Consider the following 16,854-nt stretch of genomic DNA (forward strand, 5'->3'; position numbering starts at 1 on the left):
CCGATCCGGCGGTTCAGGCCGAGGTGGAGCGGTACGTGGTCAAGCAGTACGCAGCCGGCCGGAGCCCTGGGGGGGGGGGGGGGGGGCCGTGCTCACCGACCCCAGCTTCACCGCCGTGCGCAACATCCTCAGCCCACACGGTGTCGCGCCGACCTGCCGGGGCGCGACCGGTCACCGCAGACACGGAGACGTCCTGACCGACCAATCGACGTTCCCATTCCGTGGGCCGGCACCGGACCGGGACACCGTCGTCCTCGACCAGGCGACGACTGTCTCATTGGCCGCGTGGCAGGCCGCGCTGCCGCCGGAGTGGCTTCCTCTGGCGTTTCGAGCTCAGGACAGCCGGAAGGTCGTCGTGCGGCGCCGGGACGTGTTCGCGCTTGCTGAGCATGCCCACACGCCGGTCGGCGCGATGCACACCTACGTCGCGGCGGCCGCGTGGGGCAGTCGTCCCGGGCGCGAGGTCAGCCGCCGCCTGGCGGCCTTCGGCGACGTGGGGGCAGTCGCGGTCAAGCTCGCTGCGGTCACGAACATCCTGGCTACCGGTGGCGCCGTCGCCGGCTTCACGGCGTTGCGCGGTGAGCACCGGATCGCCCACGTTGGGCCGGCGTTCGGGACCAAGTTCCTCTACTTCGCGGGCTACCGGCGGGTCCCGTCCGAGCTGCAGCCGCTGATCCTGGACAAGAACACCGGGGTGGCCGTGCAGCGGCTGACGGGAGCCCCATGCCCGTACCTGGACGTCAGCACCGCCGACTACACCAGCTACCTCCGGCGGCTGCATCGCTGGGCGGAGGACTGGGGCGGCTGCGAGCCCGATGTGGTCGAGCGTGCGGTCTTCGACGTCGGCAGAGCCCCCCGGCTGGCGGTCCATGTCCTCAGCGGCGTCCCTGACCCGTGAGCCGTCGGGCGGGCTCTCGCCGGGCCCTCGGCGTCATCAGGTCCGTGGACAGGCGTGCGCGGACGAGCGACGCGCTCTTGCTGAGTAGACCTACCCGGCTGGTGGAGGGCAGCTCCTGTCACAGATCCGTGGTCCGATTCGGGACATGCTTGTGAACGTGCCGCCCGCTGAGTCGGCTCGGCGCTACCTCCGCGGCTCGCGCCACTGGGGGGGGTGAGCACGAGTGAGGGGTCACCGCGTCACGCAGGTGTGCGGCCGATGCGGGAAGCGCCGCGGGATCACCGAGTACACCCGCAGCGGATGGGGCGTGCCCGGGCAGTACTGCCGCGCATGCCGAGACGCGTACCGCCGCGGGCGGCACGACCAGACGATGAGCACCCAGCGCGCCCGCCGATCGGGCCGGTCCCTGCCGCGCGAGTTCACGCACTGCGTGAACCCTGAGTGCGGAGCCGATCTCGCCCATCTCCGCCGCGACGCCAAGTACTGCAGCCGCCGCTGCTGCAACCAGGTGAAGAACGCGGAGAAGTCCGCCGCCCGCGAAGCTCGACGCGGGCGCCCCTGGGTGCCGTCGACGACCGGCTGCGAGACGTGCGGGGCGGACCTCGGGGAACGACGTGCGGCACGCCCCAACGGCCCGGTCCGCTTCTGCAGCGATGACTGCTGGAAGGAGGCGTACTACGGCCGCCCGGAGTGGCCACTGGAACGACGGGACTACAACGCCCGGTTCAACTTCAACCTGCCGCCCGGCCGCTACATCGAGATGGTGCACGAGCAGGGTGGCCTCTGCGCCATCAGCGGCTGCGATAACGACGCCGTCTCGATCGATCATGACCACCGGTGCTGTGACGGTGCCTACTCATGTGGGCGATGCGTGCGCGCCATCCTGTGTCGTCAGTGCAACTCCGGTATCGGCATGCTGCGGGACAATGCCGCGCTGTTGCGGGCCGGGGCTGAGTACCTGCAGGCATGGGACGAACGGCTCGCGCTCGACCGCAACGACGAGCCGGTACCCACGCTGCCACCGCGGGCGCGTACCCCCGGTGCCCGCGCAGCGGGCTCGAGCGGCGGACCGTCGACATCGTCCCCGGCGGCCACCGGTGAGGCGGCCGCCGCCGTCGGCTGACTGCCCGTCCAACCCGCGGGGGACGCTCAGGGACGCGGGGTGAGCGAACCGGTGTTGCCCAAGTCGATGTACAGCTGCTTGGTGGCCTGGGTGAGCTTCGTCGCGTCGGCGACCCACACGACCGCGGCCAGCAGCCGCTCGTTCTGCGGGATGTAGCGGATTCGAGCTCGTGCCTCCGGGTCGGCATGCACGAGATCGCCGTAAAGGAAATCGCGCGCGATCTGCCTGTCTGTCCGCATCTGCCCGGCGCGGTCGCCGGGAGCCTTACTGGCGCCCATCGACCAGCGGTAGCTCTCCTCCTGCTTCTGCCACGCCTCCTTCAGCTTCTGTACCTGGACCTTCTCCGCGTCGGAGGCATGGTGCTGGGCCAGGCCCTTCAGGGCGTTGGTCACCTTTCCATGGAATACGGGGTCCTGCTGGAGGTACAGCGGGCGGACCCGCGCGGCCGCCGATTCGATGTCGGCCTCACGAGGGAGCTCGTACTCGATGCGGTGCCGGACGTCGCCGTCGATGATGGAGGCGATGAGGTTGAACGTCGTCCCGACCGTGGCGAAATCTTCGCTGCGAGCGACCTCGCTGCTCAGGACGCGATCCGCACGCTCAAGGAACTCGTCGATGGTGAACCACCACTTGCCGAGCTGACTCGTCGGCCCGCTCACCGGCTTTCACCTCTTACGGGGCTGTGCTCCTTACGGGCGCGGTCACGCCCTGCGGGAGGCGCAGGCCGGCGGGGGACGCTTGCGTCGCCACCGGCGGGCACGACCCCGTGTAAGACGTGCGCGAGGGCCACGTTCAGGGGGATGCGTTCCTGCTCGACGCGCCGATGCCGGGTCCAGTCCGGCGCGGTGAGCTGGTGGTACAGGCTGCGTTCGGCGTCGGTGAGGTGCGGCACCGGCCGCGCCGGGCGCGGCCCCAGCGGCTTGCCGTGCTGGTCGACGTTGGTCCCGAACCGCTCCCAGGCCTTGTACGCGGCCCGGTCCATCAGGATGGAGGTGGCGGGCACGCCGGCGGCCCGGAACCCGTCGAGGATCTCCAGGCCATCGGCATCCATGTCACCCCAGTAGAGGACCCGCGGCGCCGCGGTGATCCAGTCGAAGGCCGCGACCGTCGCCCCACCCCGCCCGACGCCCTCCACGGACACCCCGCCGAGCAGCGGCGGGAAGTGGATGGCGGTGTCCTTGTTCTCCGAGATCACCACTACCTGTGGGCGGTAGGGCAGGGCGACCGGGTCGCCGACGGTGGCCGAGTCGTGCAGCCGGCCGCCCGCGGCGCGGTGCCCCGGGTCGAGGTAGGTGAAATGGATCCGTGGCGGGTGCGGCGGCAGGAGCCCGAGGTCGTCGAGGCCGGCGAGCTCGCGGACCAGTGCCTGGCGGGTGTTGAGCCACTTGGCGTGCAGCCCTGCGATCGGCACCTGGCGCGGTGTGAGCCCGGCCGCGTCATGGTGGGCGAACCAGTCCGCGGCGCGGCACAGCAGGTCGAAGTCGACGTCGGTGAGCTTGTCGACCGCGGTCAGGGTGCGCTCGGGTACGGCCAGGTGGCCGTATCGGCCGGTCAGGACCACAGCCCGGGCTCGGCCGCGGGCGATGCGGTCGGGCCAGCCGTCGCCGGCCAGGCCCGCGGCGGTGTCCAGGTCGGGCACACGCACGTGGGTGGGCAGCTCCTGGTCGGTGCCCGACACGTGGCGGGCGCGCCACGTCACCTGCACACCGGTGTCCGGGAGGGTGTGGCGGGCCTGCCAGGCCCGCCACGCGGCGACGGTGTCCATCGTGGTGGTGAAGTCCGAGGCCAGCTGTGCTGAGGTCGGCTCCCCGAGCGGGAAGGTGTGCGGCCACGCGGGCGCGTCGTCCGCGCCGGTGACGGTGGCCGCCCAGGTGTTCTTCACCCGCCGGGTGATGTCGGCGGTCAGCTGTCCGGGGGTCTTCATCCCTGCCCGCCGGGTCCTCCGGTGCCGCCGGTGGTGGTGGCGGTGGCGGTGGCGGTGGCGGTGGCGGTGGCGTCGGTGATGTGGGAGACGAAGGAGTAGCCGGTGGCGGTGTCTTTCGTGATCGCCAGCAGGTCGTCCATGTGTGGCTCCAGGGCGGTGACGTTGTCCAGCGGTGCGCCGACGATGAGCTGGAAGCCCAGGCCCTTCCAAGCCTGTACAGCGCGGCCGGCGAACTCGGCGTCCGACTTGACGAAGCCCTCGTCGAGGAACACGGGTGCGAACCGTGGGCGGGTGCGCAGCTCGTCGCCGAGGCGGAAGCGGAGGGCGGCGCCAACGATGAACGCGACCAGCTCCTGGCTCTCGCCGCCGCTCTTGCCGCCCAGGGAGGAGTGGGTGCTGAGCAGCGTGCCGTCGGAGCTGTAGCGCTCGGCGGTGATCTCCACGTGCTTGCGGACGTCGAGGAGCCGGTCGCGGTCGGTCAGCTCCGCGGTGGCGCGCGGGTCGTCGCGGCGGCGCATCTGCCCCATGAACGTCTGCAGCTCGGCGAACCGGCGCTCCAGGGCGCTGTCCTCCAGGCCCTTCGTCGCGGCCGAGGACAGCTGGCGCAGGTCGCGACGGAACTGCAGCACGTGTTCAGGTGCCAGGCGGCGCAGCCGGATGCGCAGCCGGTCGCGGTTCGCGCCGAACGGCAGCGTGGCCAGGATCGCGTTGATGGGCTCGAGGCGGTCCTCGATGTCTTCGACGGCGGCGTCCATCGTGCCCGACAGCGGCACCAGGTCCTGCCCGCTCCAGGTGGTCAGCCTGCGGCGCCACTCCTCCCGGCGGGTGTGCAGGCCGGTGGTGACGATGTGGTCGAGGATGTCGGCGTAGTCGCTGTAGGAGGCGGCGGTGCGGCCGAGGTTGGGGTCCTCCCACCGGTCCTGGTAGGCCTCGAAGATCCGCGCGAGGTCGCCCTCGGTGCGGGTGACCTCGGTGCGGGCGGTCGACAGGGCGGCGAGCAGCCGGTGGCGCAGCCGGCTGAGGTTGGTCCCGAACTCGGCCAGGTTGGCCGGGTCGGCCGGCGCGGCGGCGGCGGTGAACTCCGCGTCGAGCCGGGCGGCCTGGTCGGCGTCGAGGACGACGCGCTGCTCGTCCTCGAGGCGGGCGAGGTCGAGGTGGACGATGTCCTGCCGGTCGGCGAGGTCGCCGTGCTCGCGGTCGAGCTGCTCCTTGACGCGCTTGAGGCCGAAGTGGCGCTCGCGGGCGGTGTCCAGGCGCTGCTGGAGGGCGTCGATGTGGACCTCGAGGGCGCGCAGCCGGTCGTCGGCGTCCAGGATCGCCTGCCGGTCGGCGCGCAGCGCCGTGATGCGCTGCTCGGCGCCGGTGACGTCGATGTCGTCCCACCGGGCGGCCTGCACCGCCTGGTAGGCGGCCCGCCGGCGGTCGAGGTCGGCGGCCTCGTCGGCGAGGGCGCCGCGGAGGCGGTCGATCTCGGCCAGCTGCGGCTCGAGGTCTGCCAGCTGCCGGTCGAGCTCGGCGATGGCCTCGGCGCTGGAGAAGCCGATGATGTTGGCGGTGTCGGCGCGGCCGTGGCTGCCGCGGGTGCCCGAGCGGGTCTGCCCGGCCTGGGTGACCCGGTAGCCGTCGCCGGGCAGCTCGGCGGCGGTCGGCACGCACAGCGCGTTGCGGGCGGGGTCGGCGACGTGCCGGGCGACCCACCCGCGGAACGGGGAGTCGGCGTAGAGCAGCTTGCCGGCGATCCGGCGCTCGTCGGTGCTGGGTGCGTGCGGCAGCCCGGAGGGAACGCCTTCGAACTGCAGCCGGCCGCGCAGGCGCAGCGGGTCGATGGCCGCGGAGAAGTGCTGCAGGCGCTCAAGCGGTACCAGCAGCAGCCGGGCGCTGCCACCGAGGACGGTCTCCACAGCGGTCCGCCAGCGGGCCTGGTCGGGGTCCACGTCGATGAGCTCGGCGAGGAACGGCAGCTCAGCGAGGCTCATCCCGGCGGCGGCGGCGACCTGCTGGCGCATCTCGTCGAGGAACCGGGGCACCCGCCCCTGCCGGCCGGTGAACGACTCGCGCTCGGCGGTCAGCTCCCGTTTGCGCTGCGCGAGCGGGTAGAGCCGCTCACCGAGCGCGTCGCGGCTGGCGGTGAGCGCGGCGGCCGCGGCGTCGTAGCCGGCGAGGAAGGACTCCGCGGCGGCGTGCAGCGCGGCGAAGTCCCCGCGGGTGCCCAGCGGGGCGGCCAGCGCGGTGGTGAGCTGCGCCAGGGCGGAGCGGCGCTCGAGGCGCTCGTCGCGGGTCCGCTGCGCGCTTTCGATGTCGGCGGCCAGCCGCTCGAGGTCAGCGCCGCCGCTGCGGTGGTGGTCGTCCTCGGCGGTTCTCACCTCGCGCTCCAGGTCCTCCACGGCGGTGCGAGCGTCGCGCAGCTGCCCGGCGTTGGCCGCGCGGGCGTCGCGGTTGACGTCGACGGCGTCGGTGAGCAGCCGGGCCTCGGTCTGCTGGGACCACAGCGTCAGCGGGGTGTCCCCGTCGTGGGTCAGGCCGACGGTGTCGAAGGTGTCGATCTCGGCGCGGGCCCCGACCAGCCGGGTGTGCAGATCGGTGATGGGCGCGAGCAGGTCGGCCTTCTGCTGCTCGGTCTGCATGGCCAGGTAGGCGGCCTCCAGCGCGTCGAAGTGGTCGATGGCGCGGTCGGCGGCGTCGTAGGTGGCCGGCCGCTCCAGCACCGTCTCCTTGTACAGCTCGTCGACGGTCTTGATCTGCTGGCCGGACTGAATGCGCACCAGCAGCCGCAGCGCCTTCGCGCCGTCGCCGTTGGCGCCGATGCCCAGGCGGGTGTGCAGCGTGGTGGCGAAGTTGGCGTAGGTCTTCCACGTCTTCAGGCCCGGGACGGCGGCGGTCAGCGCCGTCGGGATGAAGTGCTGGTCCCCGGTGCCGATGGCCGCGACCAGGTCGGCGAGGTCCAGGGCGCCGTCGAAGGTCGCCATCCGCATGGTGATCTCGGTGGCGCTGCGCGCGCGGGCGGGCACGTAGTAGACGCGGAAGGCGGTGAAGCGGCGGCGGCGGTCGTCGATGAAGGTCATTCCGACCGCGCCCCAGGTGGCGGCGCGGTCTCCGCGCAGCACCTTCGCTCGGTCCCGGCCGTCGGCGTCGGTGGTGGTGTCGGTCTGCCCGCGCAGGTAGCTGAGCAGGTTGCGCTGCTCGGCCGAGCGGGCGCGGCCGGCGACGGCGTCGTTGGAGGCGCCGTTGAAGGAGGTGTCACTGGGCATCATCAGCGCGATGTAGGCATCGAGCAGGGTGCTCTTGCCGGTGCCCGACGCGCCGGAGATCAGCGTCGCGCCGGGGTTGAAGGTGAACCGCACCCGCCCTTCGAACCCGCCCCAGTTGACCAGCTGGAAGGTCTCGGCCTTCCACTGCGACGTGCCCTCGGTGGCGCCGTCGACGTGGAACAGCAGTCCGGCGTCGGCGGCCACGCCGCCGACGGTGACCGGCAGGCCCGCCGGTTCGGTTGTGTCCGCGGTGGCGGCGGTGAACAGGTCGATGTCACTGGTGGTCACGGGTCAGCTCTCGCTCTCATCGTCGAGCGCGTCGGCGTCGGTGGCCTCGGCGGTGTCCTCGACGGTGTCCTCGGCGGTGTCCTCGGCGGTGTCCTCGGCGGTGTCCTCGCCTGTGTCCTCGGAGACGGCACCGCCGGAGGTGCTGTCGCCGTCGGCGTCGGCGTGGCCGGCGGTGGCGCCGGCGCCGTTCTGGGTGCGCAGCCAGGTGAGCAGCTCGGTGAGCTTGTCCATCGGCAGCAGCACCTCGATGGCGTTGCTCACCTCGAACCGGTCGGCGGTGGACGCACCGATCAGCAGCCCGGCGCGGAACAGCGTCTCGATCGCCCGGTGGGCGCGCTTGGCGTCGCCGGATTGGTCGGTGGCGTGCGCGGGCCGGTGCTGCTCGATGAACTCCAGCATCTCCTCGCGGTCGACGAACACCCGCTCGGCGCCGGCGGCCTGCTCGGCGCGCAGCCGGCGGCGCAGGTAAACCAGCAGGATGGTGTCCTCCCGGCCCCAGGGGGCGTCGTAGAGCAGGGTCGGGTACGCGCGGCCGCCGCCTTCGGGGGTGACCTGCCGCTTGTAGGCGACCTCACGGTCGGTGTCCATCTGTAGCTGGAGGAACAGGTCGTTGAGGCGGGCGCGGATCGGGCGGGGGTTGCGGATCAGTGCCCGCCACTCCTTCGGATGGGTCCGGCCGCTGATGAACCGGTGCTTGAGCAGCGCCACCAGCGCCCGGCGCTGGTCGACCTCCAGGCCACCCTCGTCGCCTTCGAACAGCGCGACGGTGGAGGTGGACTCCCGCTCGGGATCGTCGACGTCGACCGCGCTGACGGCACCGGCGGGCACGGCGTCGGCGGACTCGTCAGCGATGGGCACGTCCGCGATGGGCACGTCCGCGATGGGTACGTCACCGGCCGGCCAGGGCGGATCCACCGCAGCGGTGCCGGCGGGGTGGTCCAGTGCGCTCATCGGATCTCCTCCGCCGCAGCCGGCGTGGGCCGCGCGGGGTGGTCGGGTCGGGGGCTGGGTGCCGTGGTCGGGGCGGCGGCTGCCACCGCGCCTGCCACCCCGCCGGTCGGGTCGGGGCCATCGGCGGCGCGGGGTGCGATCCGCGGGACGGTGAACTCGCGGGCCGACCCGTCGGTGCGCAGAGCCCGGTAGGTCTCGCTGCCCTCGGCGCGGTCGGGACGGTGCAGGGCCGGGGTGTTGGCGGCCAGGTGCAGCAGTCCAAAGATCTCCACCGGGCGGCGCAGGTCGGGGTCGAGCCGGGCGAACAGCGCGCCGAGGGAGGCCAGCAGGTCCGGTCCGGTCATGGCGGTGTGCAGCTGGGCGCGCAGCGCGTCCAGCGACGGGCCGCCCTGGGCGAGCAGGTCGCCCAGTGACACCGCGTCGGGCTGGTGGGCGCTCAGGTCGGCCAGCGGCGGCGGCTCGGCGTCGGCGTCGGTGCTGTGGAACCGCTCGCGCAAGTGTCCGACCTCGGCCCGGGAGGACAGCAGTTGCAATGGCACGGTGGCGCGCGGGCCGGCGGTCTGCATCCAGGTGGTCAGCTCGGCGTCCAGCTGGCGCAGCGTGGCGTCCAGTTCGCGGTCGCGGGTGATGTCGTGGGTGACGATGTAGTCCCGCAGGGCGGCGCTGACCCGGCTGCGGCGGGCCAGCACGCGCTCCAGACCGCCGCGGATGAGGGCGACGGTGCCGCGCAGCTCGCGGCGGTCGACGTCGAGCAGGATGTCCTCGGCGAGCGGGTGGGCTAGCAGGTCGGCCAGGTCCTCGCGCAGCTGCAGCAGCAGCGCGTCGTCGCCAAGCAGAGCCAAAGCGCCTTCGAAGGCGCGGCCTTCGGCGGTCGCGGTCATCAGCGTGTCGGCGCGGGCGAGGTAGTCGTCAATCACCTCACCGGCGGGGCGCTGCTCGGCGCGGAAGGAGGCCAGGATGCTCCCCCGCAAGGCGGTGTAGGCCTCCTCCACCCGCGCGAAGTCGCTCGGCAGCGCGGCGACCAGCGACATCAGTTCACCGAAGCCCTCGAGCAGGTAGTCGGCCGGCACCTGCGGCAGCTCGTCGCCGTCGAGCAGGCGGGTGCGCTCGGCGGTCAGCCGACCGATCTCGGCCTCGAGGATCGCCACGCGAGCGGCCCGGTCGGGGTTGACCGCGGTGTTGAACCGGCGGACGGCGTTGACGATGGTCGCAATGCGGTGCTCGGACAGGCTGGCCCGCTCCCGGGTGAGCCCGGTGACCAGGGTCAGCGCGTCCTGGGCGTGCGAGGTCAGCGAGTACACCTCGGTGCCGTCGTCGTCGGTGCTGCGGACCAGCCACTGCCCGCGCATCCACCGCAGGCACAGATCCCGGCCCGAACCAGTGGGCAGGTCGCCGGGCGCGACCCCGGCCAGCCGCAGCTCGTCGAGGTAGGACTCCACCTGGTCGTGCAGCCGAGCAGCGGGAATGGCGCGGGCGTCCCGGCCGAAGGAGGTGCGGAAGATCGCGATGACCACCGGTGCTTGCCGCTGGTGCAGCAGAGTCAGGGTGGGCTGCTCGTAGGCGCCGCGGACACGGGCGAGCTCGCCGGCGATGTCGCTCACTGTGCTCCCCGTTGCTCGCGGTCTCCGGCCTGCGCCGCGCGTCCCGCGGGCGGGCTGCGGCGCTGGAGACGACCGTGCGCCACCGGCCGCAGGAGGCAGTCAGCCGCCGTCGGCCGGTGCCCTGCTGACCGTTGGCGGGATGGTAGGGGCGCCGGGCGACGAAACGGCGCAGGTCGCGGCGATTACGGGTCGCGGGCGTCCGCTGCGCCCGCCGGTCGTCACGCCGGCGTGGTGAGCCGGTCGGGGTGGCGCGCCCGCCGGTGGGCGGGCTCCGGCCAGCCACATCCCGCAGCCGGCCCGGCTGGCCAGTCATGCCCGGCGACCGCCGCCACGCCGGGCGCCACGCCGAGCCGTGTGCGCTCCATCACGTCAAGGGCTTCCGCCGGCGCTCGACGCCCCCTACGTTGCGCGACGACCAACACACGGGGGGCACTCATGGACCTGCTTGCGCGCCTGGGCTGGAAGAGAACTACGCCGCGAGGAGGTGGTCTGGGCGCGGCCACCGCGCTGGTCGTCGTCCTCGCCGGTGCCGGACCCCTCCTGATCACGACCGCCACGCCGGCCCACGCCGCCCCACCGCCCCCGGCCATCGACCTGGCCTCCCCGGAGGCCACCGTGCAGGACCCCGTCGCCGACCTGGCTCCCGTGAACACCGAGTGCCACTCCGGGCAGGTCGACCTCAACACCGCGTCCGCCGCCGAGCTGTCGTCCGCGCTGCGGCTGCCCAGCCAGCCCACCGTCGGCCGGATCATCGCCTTGCGGCCGTGGCTGAAGGGCGCCGACCTGTCCTCGGTGCCCGGCATCGGCCCCTCCACCGCGGCCGCCCTCGCGCCCCGCACCTGCGCCACTCAGGCCGTCCTGCCCGCCGCAGCGCCGCGCGCGTGCACGACGGCGACGCAGGTGGACCTGCAGTCGGCGAGCGCCGCCACGATCTCCTCCCGCCTCGGGCTACCCGGCAACACCGCGAACGCCCTGGTCGCAGCGCGACCCCTGCCGCAGAACCTCACCCAGGTCACCGCACCCCGGGTGCCCGGCTTCCCGCAGCCGACGGTGGACTCACTGATCGCCGCCGGGAAGATCTGCGTGACCCCGGCGCCGATGCTCGCCGGCGGCTCGGCGTGGCGCTGGGCGACCACGGCCGGTGGTGCGGTCGTCCGCCGCGACGGCTACGCCCTGATCGTCCCGCCGGGCCGGGTGACGGCGCCGACCGGTGCCTACATCTCGGTGACCCCGCTGCCCCCGACCGACGGCGCCCTGCCCCACCTCGACGCCCACATTTGGGGCTCCTGGGCGGCAGGCGCCACGACGGTGGCGGTGCAGTCGCCGTGGTCGGCCGACGGGCAGCCCGGCGCCCGGCCGGTGTTCCTGCACGACGCCGCCGACGGAACGCACCTGTCCACCGGCGACGCGGTCGCGCTCTCCACGGTCAACGGCGTCACCACGGCCACCACCGCGCTGTACTCCCTCAGCGAGTCCTCCGTCGGCACCAGCGTGTGCAACCCGAACGGGCTCGGCGGCAGCACCCAGACCGGACCCAACCCGCTGTGCCTGCAGGCACTGACCGACGGCAGCCTCGCCCAGGCGTGGCTGGACGCGGCCACCGCCCAGGGCCGCGAGGCGATGGCGACAGTCACCCGGCAACCCAGCTGCCTGAGCACCGGCACCAACCCCGTCGCCGCCTCCCTCGGCGAACTGCCGTGGGGCATCGCCTGCGAGGCCACGCAGAACCCGGCCGGCACCGCGACCTGGAACTTCCTGAACAACGCCACCACGGACGCCAATAGCGTCAACGGCGCCGTCCTGCCCGCCAACGTCATCTACGACTACTCGGTGCACGGCGGCACCTCCACCCACTACGTGGACGGGCCCGGCGACGACGCCAACCCGCTCGCCGACCTCCTCATCCGCGAGATCCGCAACCACACGCCGTTCCTGATGGGCGGCCAGACCCTGCACGTCACGAAGGCCCCCGACAGCGGGGAGACCTACGTCGACATCGACGGCGACCCGGCCGCCAGCGGCGGCTGGGCGGTGGCCAGCACGATCGCCGACGCCATCGGCGGCACCGTGCTCGCCTGGTGGAAGACGGCGGACCCGGCCGCGTGGGCGGAGATGACAGCGGTCTGCAACGGCGGCCTGATCAGCAACAACTGGGCAGCCGTCGGCACCTGCGTGAAGAGCATCGCCGACCGGGCCAGTGCGGCCTACCTGACCGCCCACCCGGTGCCCACGGCACCGAACGGCTGGGCGAACTGGCGGGAGGCGCCCCTACTGCAGAAGACCCTCGCTACCGCAGCACGGGCGGTGAAGGTCCTCAACGTGGCGTCCTTCGCGCAGAACTTCGCGCTGGGACTGCACGCCGGCATCCAGGGCGGGTCCGGTGTGCTCCTGCGCAACAACACCCTTCCGCCGGCCAACGGCGGCCCCGGCCCCGGCGGCACCGCTGGCGGTGATCCGTGTGGAGCCGCCGTCCCCTCGACCGACTCCTGCATCATGCGCGACCCGAGCTCGGGCCGGTCGGTGCTGGTCAAGCCGAGCGGCACGGTGCTCAACATCGCCGACGGCGGGACGTTCCGGTGCCTGGCCGCCACCTGGGTCGTCTGGGACGTCGCCGGGGTGAAGCAGCTGAACACCCGGCCTGCGCGGAACGCGACCTGTGGTGATGCCGGCCCAAGGACCTGGGACGTCGGGCCGGCCGGTGCCGGCGGGAACATCCCGAACAACGTGCTCCTGCGCGAGCACCCGACCGATGCCGGGGACAACCCGCAGGCGACGTGGCTGATCAACAGCCGCGGCGAGATCCAGTCCATCCCCGACGGGGGCACCTACCTGTGCCTGGCCTACACCAATCCCGTCATCTGGGACGTCCGCTACGTCGACGTGACCGCGTGGCGACCTGTCGGCACCCGGTCTGCGTCCTGCGGCTGAGGTTCTGCGACCCAGCCGGCCGTCCGACCGCGTACTAGGTCGGACGGCCGGCTGAGCTGCCGCTACGTCAGGCGCCGCTGCGAGGCAAGTCCGGTAGCGGTAGCGGGTCCTGGCCCTCGATCACCGTCGGCGGTTGCTCGAGCACCGGGATCGGGTACGGCCAACTGCGCCGCTAGCTACCCGGCACTGACGAACCGGTCGGAGTTTCACCGGTCAGCGCCCACCACCAGGTGAAGGCCGCGGGGTCGACGCATCGCTCGGCGAGCAGCTGGAGCGCGCGGTCACCGTCCGCCCGGGACGCGACTGCGGCCAGTGCGGTGAACTCACCGGCGGCGGCCAGGCCATCGTCACGGAGGCGGCCGACGTCCCCGGCTGGACGGGTGAGCTCATCCGCACTTCCCCCGTCTGCTGTCACGTGCGTGCCGACGTCCCCACTGTCGCCGACGGTACCGACGCCAACGACACTGCCCGTCCTCTGAACTCGGACGCTGAGCGCCCGCGGACAAGCCGTTGACGGCGATGCTGTGTACTCCGCGCGCCGGGCGGCGACCGGTGCCGGCTGGCCCGTTGCGACTGAGCAGGCGGCCAGCGTCCGCTACCCGGGACGGGGACCCACACCTCGAGCGGCCGCTGGGGCCGCGGGCCGGAGCCGGCCTGGCAGTCTCGTTTCAGGTGCAAATCGTGGCGGGCGCAAGGAATGGCGCGACGCAAGCCGTGGCACCCGCGTAAGGATTGGCACAGCTGCAAGACGTGACATGAGCAAGAGCCCGTGCCAACCCCGTGCAAGTTCTCACCAAGAACTGACACCGCGATCACCTCCGCGCGCGGACGGCACGACGTCGATCGATCGAGCCAGTGTCGTCACCTGCCGCCGTCGCCTGACTCACCTGGACAACTGGCCTCACAAGTGCCCGCCCGCCCCTGCATATACGACCTCTGCCCCGCGCTGAGCCATAGTCTCGAGCCATGGCGGCACCAGCAGCAGGCGGCATCGCGCAGCCGACCCTTCTCATTCCGCCGCTGATCGAAGCGGGGATCGCCAGCGGAAGGTTCTTTCGCAACGGCAGCGTGGTGCGCGTCGTGGCGACCGGACGGATCCACAAGTTCCTCGACGAAGTTCCTGGTCCTGAGCATTTAGCCCAGGAAGCTGTCAAGCGGGCCGCACGAACGAACCTCAAGGTCATCGCCCCGGTCGTTATGACGGCACTAGCCGTCGTAGCGGGTGCGGCTGTCGTCATCAAGAAGCGCAAGACCGCCGACGGAGGAGGCGCGCGCGCCGCGGTGCAGGCCGACACTCCCGAGTGCCTCAGCGACTTCGAGGCGTCCCTGCGCACCTACGTCGACGCCGGCCGCGGCGCCCGTCTTGACGCCGGGATCGTCGATCGGGTCCTCGCGGACCTCGACAAGGTCAAGGACTGGGTTGACGCCGGCAACAAGGTGGCGTTCTCCTTCGAGCAGTTGGAGCCGTTGTTCGATCTGGTGATCCGACACACGCCCGCGCTGGCGCGGGCCTACTCCGTAGCCCTGACCGACTGGGAGCACCCGGACCCCGGCGGCGGAAGCGGGAGCGTCGTTCAGCTGCGTGAGCACCTGGAGCTGCAGAGGAAGATCCTGAGCGAGGCGGCTTAGGCGGTCACGTCCGGAACTGGTGGGCCGTCCCCCGCCCACGGGAAGAACACCCCCCGACCTCCCGGTCGGGCTGCTACCCCTCCGCCGGAAACATGCATCGTGCCGCCGCGGCTCACTCTCCCAGCCGAGCGGCCGCCACGGTGCGGCGAACATCGCCGGTCGGCGGCAGCTCAGTACCCTCCCGGGCGTGGCGGACCGCGCAGTGCACCAGGGTCCCCGGCGACCAGGCGTGACTCGCCCGTGACGCTGCTCGAGACCGCGTTCCCGTTTCATGACGTGTCCCGCCTTGTCGCGGCCGACCGGCGAGCACCCGACCCGGCCTACCAGGCACACCGGTGGTGGGCGCGTCGGCCGCCCGCGCTCGTGCGGGCTGCCCTCCTGGCCGCCAGTCTTCCCGGCGATACTCCGGCGGCGACCTTCTGGCGCGCCTATGCCACCCCCGGTCGCCATCTGACCGGCATGAACGTGCTCGATCCCTTTCTCGGTGGCGGTACCACGCTGGTCGAGGCCGCCCGGCTCGGCGCCCGCGTCATCGGCACCGATGTGGATCCGCTGGCCGTCCTGCTCAACGAGCACCAGGCCCAGCCTGCCGCCATCGACGACGTCCACGCCGCCGGCGGGCAGCTGCTCACTCACCTGCACGCCACGCTCAACCACCTGTGGCCCGAGGTCGCCGATGCCGACGGCTCCCGCTGGACGCCGCTGCACTACTTCTGGTTGGCCCAGGTCACCTGCCCGGAATGCGCCCACACCGCCGAGCTGTACAAGTCCCTGATCATCGCCCGCAGCATCGGGCGGCCGGGCTCGGTCCGGCGGACCACCGCCGTCACCGCCTTCTGCCCGCAGTGCCTGGCACTGCACGCTCTGCACCCGAAGGACACCACGCTGACCTGCTGCGGCCAGGTCCACCCGGTGTCCTCCGGGACCTTTCGGGCCGGCCGCTACACCTGCCCCCACTGCGCTCGCAGGAGCAGTCATGAACAGCTCCAGACCGGCGCCGCTCCCCGCGTCCTGCTGGCGGTCGAGGACGCCCCTCTGCCGCGCGACGACGACCGCCCGTCCACCCACGCTCCGACGGTCCCCGCCTATCGGCGTATCCGTCCCCCACGTCTGCAGGACCGGGCCGCGGTTACCGCCGGCGATGACGCCCTGGCCGCTATCACGCCTGACCCGGTCCACGTCAAGCTGGTCGCCACAGCCGATGACGCGCGTCCCCTCAGCTTCGGCATCACGACCGTCGGCGCGCTGCACACCGCCCGCCAGCTGGCCTATCTAGGCTCGGCTCAGGCATGGATCGACGCCGCCGACAACCTGCCCGCACCCGTCACACGAGCCCTGCGCCTAGCACTGTCGACGACCATCACCTCCAACAACCGGATGTGCGGCTATGCGACCGACTATGGACGCCTCGCGCCGCTGTTCAGCGTGCGTGCCTTCGCCTTGCCCTGGCTGACTGTCGAGTTAAATCCTCTGCACCGCACCGGCGGACGAGGAACTCTGGCCGCCGCGTTGACCCGGGTGGCCAGATCGTGCGAGGACACCGTGCGCCGGCACGTGTTGACCGGGCGCGGCAGACTCACGCCGCTGACCATGACCCTGACGCGCACGACCACCGGACATCAGGTGGCCGGCGCCGACGCCACCGCTGCTCCCACCGACACACCGCCCACCGCTGCTCGCATCGACGTCGCAGCGGCTCATCTGGTGTTCACCGACCCCCCCTACTTCGACTTCATCTCCTACGACGCACTAAGCCAGATCTTCCGCGCCTGGCAACCGCAACCGCCGCTGTGCGGCCGGCCTCTGCTGCCCGACGGGGATGATCCGGTCGAAGCCTTCGGCCTCCGCCTGGGGACCGCGCTCACCTCCGCAACCGCTCGATGCCGTCCGGACGGACTCCTGGCGTTCACCTACAAGGGAGGTGACGACGCCTGGGACGCCGTAGGCATTGCTCTGGATGAAGCGAAACTCCGCGTCACCGCGTTGTGGCCCGTCCTGGCCGATCCACACATGGGTCACCACGCCCACGCCGGGAACTGCGAGTACGACCTGCTCGTCGTTGCCCGCCCGCTTGCCGCCACCGTGCCGCGCACCCACGATGCCCCCGACACGGCAGCCCTGCTGAACCCCCTCCGGCGACGGTCGCTGACCGTGTCCGATGCCGATAGATCGAACATCCGCAGCGCCGTCCGCATCGCCAGGCCTCGCTGGGGAGCGACAGCTCCCTTACCTATTGCCTCCCCGCCCGCCACCCAGTGACAACC

At 72.4% G+C, this 16,854-nt stretch carries 10 protein-coding genes; 5 read left to right on the plus strand and 5 right to left on the minus strand.

Going from position 1 to position 16,854, the window contains the following annotated elements; all coding sequences use genetic code 11:
* Positions 1 to 88 precede the first annotated feature (88 nt).
* Both ACI79V_RS16330 and ACI79V_RS16335 read left to right on the plus strand, forming a co-directional pair.
* The gene (locus ACI79V_RS16330) at positions 89 to 898 is read left to right on the plus strand and encodes an 8-oxoguanine DNA glycosylase OGG fold protein (protein WP_456890780.1); all 810 of its coding nucleotides are present in this window, start codon (positions 89 to 91) and stop codon (positions 896 to 898) included.
* Between the two features lie 370 nt (positions 899 to 1,268).
* Positions 1,269 to 2,021, plus strand: coding sequence for an endonuclease domain-containing protein (locus ACI79V_RS16335; RefSeq protein ID WP_456890782.1), 753 nt, complete (start codon positions 1,269 to 1,271; stop codon positions 2,019 to 2,021).
* Positions 2,022 to 2,047: 26 nt separating this feature from the next.
* On the opposite strand, the gene ACI79V_RS16340 is transcribed toward ACI79V_RS16335, so the two are convergent.
* Genes ACI79V_RS16340 through ACI79V_RS16360 form a run of 5 tightly spaced genes read right to left on the minus strand, consistent with a single transcriptional unit; the run spans position 2,048 to position 10,033 of the window.
* On the minus strand, positions 2,048 to 2,680 hold the full coding sequence (locus tag ACI79V_RS16340; protein WP_456890784.1) for a hypothetical protein: 633 nt from the start codon (positions 2,678 to 2,680) through the stop codon (positions 2,048 to 2,050).
* Positions 2,677 to 3,945 carry a Wadjet anti-phage system protein JetD domain-containing protein gene (locus tag ACI79V_RS16345; RefSeq protein WP_456890788.1) on the minus strand — a complete coding sequence of 423 codons (1,269 nt, stop codon included), beginning with the start codon at positions 3,943 to 3,945 and terminating at the stop codon, positions 2,677 to 2,679. Before ACI79V_RS16345 ends, ACI79V_RS16340 begins: the two co-directional genes overlap by 4 nt.
* On the minus strand, positions 3,942 to 7,481 hold the full coding sequence (locus ACI79V_RS16350) for an ATP-binding protein (RefSeq protein WP_456890790.1): 3,540 nt from the start codon (positions 7,479 to 7,481) through the stop codon (positions 3,942 to 3,944). Before ACI79V_RS16350 ends, ACI79V_RS16345 begins: the two co-directional genes overlap by 4 nt.
* A gap of 3 nt (positions 7,482 to 7,484) precedes the next feature.
* Entirely contained in the window at positions 7,485 to 8,432 is a 948-nt protein-coding gene (locus tag ACI79V_RS16355) for a DUF4194 domain-containing protein (protein ID WP_456890792.1), read from the minus strand.
* Entirely contained in the window at positions 8,429 to 10,033 is a 1,605-nt protein-coding gene (locus tag ACI79V_RS16360) for a DUF3375 family protein (protein ID WP_456890794.1), read from the minus strand. Before ACI79V_RS16360 ends, ACI79V_RS16355 begins: the two co-directional genes overlap by 4 nt.
* 435 nt (positions 10,034 to 10,468) lie before the next feature.
* Between ACI79V_RS16360 and ACI79V_RS16365 the strand changes: the two genes are divergently transcribed.
* The 3 genes from ACI79V_RS16365 to ACI79V_RS16375 all read left to right on the plus strand — a co-directional run bounded on the left by ACI79V_RS16365 (position 10,469) and on the right by ACI79V_RS16375 (position 16,849).
* Positions 10,469 to 12,961 carry a ComEA family DNA-binding protein gene (locus tag ACI79V_RS16365; protein WP_456890796.1) on the plus strand — a complete coding sequence of 831 codons (2,493 nt, stop codon included), beginning with the start codon at positions 10,469 to 10,471 and terminating at the stop codon, positions 12,959 to 12,961.
* Between the two features lie 966 nt (positions 12,962 to 13,927).
* Complete coding sequence (locus tag ACI79V_RS16370; RefSeq protein WP_456890798.1) at positions 13,928 to 14,590, plus strand: hypothetical protein; 663 nt, start codon at positions 13,928 to 13,930, stop codon at positions 14,588 to 14,590.
* Positions 14,591 to 14,830: 240 nt separating this feature from the next.
* Positions 14,831 to 16,849, plus strand: coding sequence for a DNA methyltransferase (locus tag ACI79V_RS16375; protein ID WP_456890799.1), 2,019 nt, complete (start codon positions 14,831 to 14,833; stop codon positions 16,847 to 16,849).
* Positions 16,850 to 16,854 lie beyond the last annotated feature (5 nt).

The sequence above is a fragment of the Geodermatophilus sp. SYSU D00700 genome, from assembly GCF_054050255.1.